Source organism: Ruegeria haliotis (assembly GCF_013377785.1).
Taxonomy (GTDB): domain Bacteria; phylum Pseudomonadota; class Alphaproteobacteria; order Rhodobacterales; family Rhodobacteraceae; genus Ruegeria; species Ruegeria haliotis.
On record NZ_JABXWT010000013.1, the window covers coordinates 112817 to 120021 of the forward strand.

Here is a 7205-nt window from a genome sequence, read left to right on the forward strand (position 1 = left end):
CTCTGGTCCATCGAATGTGCTGCGAACTCTGCCGGTTCGTCTGTAACGTTGCGCATCCCGATGATTGCCGACATACACACACTAACGCAGGTTTCGCCACAGGCGAAAGGGCGATTGGCAGAATTTTGCGCATAAAACCGGAGGTCCCCATGACACAGCCCGTATCGATGACAGAACTATGGCGCGGACCGCTGTTGGAAAGCCTGCATCTGGGTCATGCGGTCATTTGCGACGACAGCGGCCAGATCGTGCGCAGTTGGGGCGATCCGCAGGCAGTAATCTACCCCCGGTCCTCGGCCAAGATGATTCAGGCATTACCTCTGATCTCGTCGGGCGCGGTGGCCAAATTTGGTTTGAACAGCGAGCATCTGGCACTGGCCTGCGCATCGCATAACGGGGCCGCCATTCATACGGATCGCGTATCCGCATGGCTGGACCATCTAGGCCTGAACGAACCGGATCTGCGCTGTGGGCCGCAAGAACCGGCTGACATGGCAGCGCGCGACGGATTGATTCTGGCTGATGATACGCCTTGCCAGATTCACAACAATTGTTCCGGCAAACACTGCGGATTCCTGACCGTGGCACAGCATATGGGCGCCGGACCGGAATATCTTGAGATCGACCATCCTGTTCAACAAGCCTGCCTGACCGCATTGGAAGAGACAACTGGCGAAAGCAGCCCGGCCTACGGGATCGATGGATGTTCAGCCCCGAACTTTGCGACGTCTCTGGTTGGGCTGGCACGGTCGATGGCATGGTTCGCCTCGGCTGCCGACCGGTCGGACCGGTCCAGTGATGCGGCGCAGCAACTAACGGCCGCGATGATCAAGCATCCGGAACTGGTGGCGGGGGAAACCCGCGCCTGTACCGAGCTGATGCGCGCCATGAACGGCCGCGCCGCGATCAAAACCGGGGCCGAGGCTGTGTTTGTCGCCATCATCCCGGAAAAACGTATGGGCGTCGCACTGAAGATCACCGATGGCACCACCCGTGCCAGCGAATGCGCCATTGCCGCCATTCTGGTCAGCCTTGGGGTGCTGGAGGCCGATCACCCGGCCACCCGCAAATTCATGAACGCAATGCAATACAGCCGCCTTGGCCTGGAATGCGGTGTCATCCGACCTACGCCGGGATTTCCCGGCTGAGGCGATTACATCTCGATTTCGTGTACCTCGGCCACCTCGACCGATCCCGAACCGTTCACGACCATCGGACATCCTTTGGCCATCTCGGTCGCCGCGTCCATGCTGGCGGCCTTGACGACGGTAAAGCCCGAGACCGGGTTGGCGCCGCCATTGTCCGCAACGCCGCCCTTGCTGACGGTGTAGGATTGGCCAACCGGATTGCCGGGGATGTCGAGCGCATCACCTATGCCCTGAAACCACGCGCCCCAAGCGGCCATGGTCGCTTCAACTTCGGCGGGATCGGATGGCGTGGTTCCACCGTGATAGACAAACAGATATTGAGGCATTTCAATTCTCCCTGTTGAAAAACTATGTGCAGCACGTTCCGAGTTTGCGCAGCGATGATGTCCAACCTTGTTCGTGGTTTGCCGCTGCGTCTGCGTCCGCCAGCTCTCGGTGATCCAGAACCAAACGCGCGCCGTTTTCTGTCGCGGTGACGGAAAATGTCACGTGGCTTTCGGCCCCGCGCTGATCCTGATCGTCATGCCAGGCCCAGGTGAAGCCGACAGACTTGGGCGGATCGACATGGGTGACATGACCAGACACCTTGAACCTCTGACCTTCACCATTTTCCATAGTCGAATACCACGGCCCCAAGCGCGAAAAATCCAGATCATGCTCGGACACATGCACGCCCTCCGGCCCCCACCATTGCAGTAGCTTGGTGCCATCGCTAACCCAGGCAAACAGGGCCTCGGGGCTGACGGGATAGTCCCGCTCCAATCTCAGGTCGGCCATGAATTCTCCCTTTCCAGTATATCGCCCAAACGGTCGAGGCTGCTCTCCCAAAACTGCCGTTTTGAAATCGTCCACTCGGCAATCGCGCGCAGGCCTTCAGGCTGAACGGAATACATACGCTGCGTTCCCTGCACCCGCTGTTGGATCAGCCCAGCTTCACGCAGAACTTTCAGATGACGCGAGATCGCCGCGCCGGACATGCCCTTGCCGTCAATCAGCTCTCCAGCGGGCAATTCACCGTTCTCCATCAGTTGCTCGACAATCGAGAACCGGGTGGAATCGGACAGAGCGGAAAATGCGGTCAGAAGCGTGTTCATGACCATATAATTAACACATGCGTTAAATAAAGGAAAGCCCGTCGTTCTCAGCCGTCAAGTGACGGCAAATTCCTCTCGGGCATAGCCCTGCAAATACAACAAGGCCGTCAGATCCCCATGGTTGACCCGCACGTCGCATTGCGCGGCAACCGACGGTTTGGCGTGTAGCGCTACCCCTGTTCCGGCGCGACCCAGCATGCCCAGATCATTGGCGCCATCCCCAACGGCGATCACGTCGGCCTCGGACAGACCCAGATGTGTCGTAATACGTTCAAGCGATTCAACCTTGGCTTGACGTCCAAGGATTGGCCGCTGCACGTCCCCGGTCAGCTTGCCATTCTCCGTCAGCAAGGTGTTGGCCCGGTTCTCATCAAACCCCAGCAGATCAGCCACCCGCGCGGTAAAAGCCGTAAACCCGCCCGACACAAGCGCCGCGTACCCACCGGCCGCCCGCATCGTGGCAACCAGTTCGCGCCCACCGGGCATCAGGGTGATCCGCGTGCTCAACACCTTATCGATCACGGTCGCGTCCAGACCTTTCAACAGACCAACCCGCTCAATCAACGCGCCCTCGAAATCCAACTCACCGTTCATTGCCCGCGCAGTGATATCCTTGACCCGATTGCCCACGCCGGCCTCATCGGCCAGTTCGTCAATGCACTCCTGTTGGATCATGGTGCTGTCCATATCCGCCAGCAGCATCTTTTTGCGCCGCCCGTCAGTAGGTTGCACAACCAGATCCACACCCATCTGCTGCAGGTCCGCCCAGACATCCCAACAATTGTCAGGCGTATCCGATAGCGAAAATTCGGCAGCCACATCCGGATTCAGCCAGACAATATCCTCACCAACCCAAGCATTGCGCAGCGACTCGATCAGAGCGTGATCCAGCGATGGCGCGGCGGGGTTGGTCAGCAAAGTGGCAACGTACATGGTCGATCTCCGGTAAACTAATCTGCGCATCTTGCAGGCGTGGCGTTCTCGCCAGAAATGGATTGCATCTGACGCATGCAAGCATGGTTTTACGTCAGCCTGAACTCAAGGCTTCAACGGGACCCGCCCCTCTTCAGTCAACAGCCAGCAAGAGCGGCCTTCGAAAACTGCAGGGACCAGCGGGCGCCCGACTCCGGCGCCCCCATCCAGATTGACGCGGTTTTCAAAATGCCCGGCCTGCCGGACAGGAGTGTGCCCATGCACCACCAGCCAGGGATGCGGGCGCGGATCGTCGAGGAATTCACCGCGTATCCAAATCAGGTCTTCCTCGACCTGATCAACCAGCGGCACGCCGGGTCGGATACCTGCGTGGACAAACAGCAACTCACCCTCCTGATAGTGCGTAACGAGACCACTCAGAAAGGCGACATGGTCTGTTGGAACTGCGGCCCTTGCACGTTCGAGGATCAGATAGATGCGCTCCTCGGCACTGTATTTGATACCGTAGGAGGCCAGCGTTTCGGACCCGCCGAGGCGGTCATGCAACCAGTGTTCCGCGACCCGCAACCGTGCCTCGGCAACGGATCCATCCCGCATAAACCTGGCGAACATCCGGTCATGATTGCCCAACAGAAAGACCCAGTTCCGCCCCTCTTGCTGCCCTTTGACCAAAAGGTCGATCACGCCCCGACAATTTGGCCCACGATCAACATAATCACCCAGAAAAACAATCCGAGCGTCCGGACCACCGTCCGCCTCAATCCGCTGCAAGGCGGTGACCAACATGTCCCTCTGGCCATGAATATCACCAACAGCATAAACAGACGCGGTCATGAACGAACCTCAGGCAAAATGAGTCCTCTGTTTTTGGCGGGCAACCCTGTTTCGGGATAGAAAAGACCCGGACGTTTTGCAGCCCGGGTCCTGAGCTATCTCTCAACAGCGCCGGTTACGCCACATCGAATTCCAGCGGCTTGATCTGCGTGAACAACCCCGTTTCCGCAAGCTTGGCACGTGCCTCGGCGGGAACCGGCTCGTCTACATAAAGCAATGCAATCGCTTCGCCCCCGGCTCCGGCGCGTCCGAGTGTAAAGTTGGCGATATTCACACCGCTTTCGCCCATAGTCTGACCCAGCGTACCGATGATGCCCGGTACATCTTCGTTGGTTGTGTACAGCATGTGCGCTCCGACCTCGGCATCGATATTGATGCCCTTGATCTGGATGAAACGCGGCTTGCCGTCGCTGAACACAGTCCCACCGATTGAACGTTCGCGCTTATCAGTTACAACAGTCACCTTGATGTAACCGTCAAAGACACCGGACTTTTCCTGATTGGTCGTCGAGATCTGAACTCCACGCTCTTTGGCAATAACGGGGGCCGACACCATGTTCACTTCGGGATTGAATTTCTTCATGATCCCGGCAATCGACGCGCAGTTCAGCGCCGCCAGATTCATCTCGGCCGCTACACCGTCATACAGGATGTTAATCGCCTTGACCGGCTCATCTGTCATCTGACCAATGAAACTGCCCAGATGCCCGGCCAGTTTGATCCATGGCCCCATGACCTTAGCTTCTTCGGCGGTGACGTTGGGCATGTTCAGCGCATTCTCAACAGCGCCGGTCAGCAGATAGTTCGAGATCTGCTCGGCCACTTGCAGCGCTACGTTTTCCTGCGCTTCGGTGGTGGCTGCACCCAGATGCGGCGTGCATACCACGTTGGGCAGATTGAACAACGGGTTGTCCTTGGCCGGTTCCTGGCTAAACACATCAAAGGCCGCTCCGGCGACGTGGCCAGATTTCAGCATCTCGGCCAGCGCGTCCTCATCGACCAACCCACCACGGGCACAGTTGACGATACGAACGCCCGGCTTGGTCTTGGCCAGATTCTCGCGGCTCAGGACATTGCGGGTCTGATCGGTCAGCGGCACGTGCAGCGTGATGAAATCGGCACGCGTCAGCAGATCTTCCAATTCAACCTTTTCGATACCCATCTTGGCGGCTTTTTCTTCGCCCAGATAGGGATCGTAGGCGACCACCTTCATTTTCAGCCCCAGCGCACGTTCGCAGACGATGCCGCCAATGTTGCCTGCGCCAATCACGCCGAGCGTCTTGTTGGTCAGCTCGATCCCCATGAATTTGGACTTTTCCCACTTACCCGCATGGGTCGAAGTGCTAGCCTCGGGGATCTGCCGCGCGACCGCGAACATCATGGCAATCGCATGCTCGGCAGTTGTAATCATGTTGCCAAAGGGCGTGTTCATCACGATCACACCCTTCTTCGAGGCAGCATCCTTGTCGACATTGTCCGTGCCGATACCGGCGCGGCCGATCACCTTCAGTTTGTCCGCCTTTTCCAGAATGGCCGGAGTCACTTTGGTGGCCGAACGGATTGCAAGACCATCATATTGACCGATCACTTCGGCCAGCTTGTCTTTGTCCTTGCCCAGATCGGGCATGAAATCCACGTCGATGCCACGGTCGCGAAAAATCTGAACAGCGGTTTCACTAAGTTTGTCGGAGACGAGTACTTTGGGGGCCATATCTCTGGTCCTTGAATTTTGGGAAAAGTCCGGGCCAGTTGCGGCCCGGTTCAACTTGGAAACGCTCAGGCGGCTTCAGTTTGGGCCGCTATTTCGGCCTCAAAGACCCAAGCCAACCAAGGTAACATCGCCTCGATATCCGAGGTCTCGACCGTACCACCGCACCAGATGCGCAGACCTGCAGGGGCATCACGATAGGCGCCGATGTCCAACGCGATATTCTCAGCTTCCAGCCGCTTGGCCACAGCCTTAGCAAATGTCGCGCCGTCGCGAATACGGTCATCAGTGAATTTCAGGCAAACCGAAGTATTCGACCGTGTCGCGTCATCTTCTGCCAAATTGGCGATCCAATCGTTTTGCACACAAAACGCATGAACGGCACCAGCATTCGCATCCGCGCGGGCGATCAGACCCTTCAGACCACCAACCGAGCGCGCCCAATCCAGCGCGAACAGGTAATCCTCAACCGCGAGCATCGATGGTGTGTTGATCGTGGCGCCCGTGAAGATGCCTTCGATCAGCTTGCCACCTTTGGTCAGGCGGAAAATCTTGGGCAAAGGCCACGAGGGTGTGTAGTTTTCCAGCCGCTCGACGGCCCGTGGACTCAGGATCAACATGCCATGCGCGGCCTCACCTCCGAGCACCTTCTGCCAGCTGAAAGTTGTCACATCCAGCTTGTCCCACGGCAAATCCATCGCAAACGCCGCTGAGGTCGCATCACAGATCGTCAGCCCCTGACGGTCATCGGCGATCCAGTCGCCATCGGGTACGCGAACGCCCGAAGTTGTTCCGTTCCAGGTGAACACCACGTCATTGGCGAAATCGACCGAACCCAGATCAACGATCTGTCCATAATCGGCAGTTTTCACCTCAGCCTCGATTTTCAGTTGCTTGATCACATCCGTGACCCAGCCGGACCCAAAGCTTTCCCACGCCAGCATCTCGACCTTGCGCTCGCCCAGCAGAGACCACAGCGCCATCTCAACCGCGCCAGTGTCTGACGCCGGTACGATTCCGATCTTATAGTCGGCGGGAATGCCCAGCACCTCACGCGTGCCCTCAATGGCCGCCTTCAATTTATCCTTACCGACAGCGGCACGGTGCGAACGGCCCAAGGCGGCATCCGCCAATTTGGTCAGATCAAATGTAGGGGGTTTGGCACAAGGGCCCGAGGAAAAACGCGGATTCGCCGGCCGCACATCAGGTTTGCGCACGGTGTCGTGCGACACCGGTTGTTCGATAGTCATGTGTATTATCCTTCCAGATACACGCCCCTCGTTGGGGAAGGGTGTCCCACGCACAGGGGTATGGGTCGTTTGCACCTGCAGCAAGCATAAAAGACGCTTCTTCAGGAAAAAACGACACGGGAAGGTGTTGCAAATTGGAACGCAGGTTTCCGATTGGCGAAAACCCCCGCCTTTTGGCGGGGGTGATTGTGATTGTGTATTTATTCAGCGGCGTCTTCGTATTCTGACATGGGTGGGC

At 57.9% G+C, this 7205-nt stretch carries 8 protein-coding genes; 1 reads left to right on the top strand and 7 read right to left on the bottom strand.

Features of this window, described 5'->3' with window-relative positions:
* Positions 1-149 precede the first annotated feature (149 nt).
* Positions 150-1148 (top strand): asparaginase, encoded by a 999-nt coding sequence (locus tag HW561_RS18030; RefSeq protein WP_176866761.1) that lies wholly within the window; start codon positions 150-152, stop codon positions 1146-1148.
* 5 nt (positions 1149-1153) lie between these two features.
* Here the strand turns inward: HW561_RS18030 and HW561_RS18035 are convergent, their stop codons facing one another.
* The 7 genes from HW561_RS18035 to HW561_RS18065 all read right to left on the bottom strand — a co-directional run bounded on the left by HW561_RS18035 (position 1154) and on the right by HW561_RS18065 (position 6967).
* Positions 1154-1474 carry a YciI family protein gene (locus tag HW561_RS18035; RefSeq protein ID WP_176866762.1) on the bottom strand — a complete coding sequence of 107 codons (321 nt, stop codon included), beginning with the start codon at positions 1472-1474 and terminating at the stop codon, positions 1154-1156.
* A gap of 22 nt (positions 1475-1496) precedes the next feature.
* Positions 1497-1925, bottom strand: a complete 429-nt coding sequence (locus tag HW561_RS18040; protein ID WP_176866763.1) for an SRPBCC family protein — start codon at positions 1923-1925, stop codon at positions 1497-1499.
* The gene (locus HW561_RS18045; protein WP_176866764.1) at positions 1913-2242 is read right to left on the bottom strand and encodes an ArsR/SmtB family transcription factor; all 330 of its coding nucleotides are present in this window, start codon (positions 2240-2242) and stop codon (positions 1913-1915) included. Before HW561_RS18045 ends, HW561_RS18040 begins: the two co-directional genes overlap by 13 nt.
* A gap of 54 nt (positions 2243-2296) precedes the next feature.
* Positions 2297-3175, bottom strand: coding sequence for a phosphoserine phosphatase SerB (gene serB / locus HW561_RS18050; RefSeq protein WP_176866765.1), 879 nt, complete (start codon positions 3173-3175; stop codon positions 2297-2299).
* Positions 3176-3280: 105 nt separating this feature from the next.
* Positions 3281-4009 (bottom strand): metallophosphoesterase family protein, encoded by a 729-nt coding sequence (locus HW561_RS18055; RefSeq protein ID WP_176866766.1) that lies wholly within the window; start codon positions 4007-4009, stop codon positions 3281-3283.
* Positions 4010-4124: 115 nt separating this feature from the next.
* Entirely contained in the window at positions 4125-5720 is a 1596-nt protein-coding gene (serA, locus tag HW561_RS18060; RefSeq protein ID WP_176866767.1) for a phosphoglycerate dehydrogenase, read from the bottom strand.
* 65 nt (positions 5721-5785) lie between these two features.
* Positions 5786-6967: a phosphoserine transaminase gene (locus HW561_RS18065; protein ID WP_176866768.1), complete on the bottom strand. Its 1182-nt coding sequence runs from the start codon at positions 6965-6967 to the stop codon at positions 5786-5788.
* Positions 6968-7205: the final 238 nt, after the last annotated feature.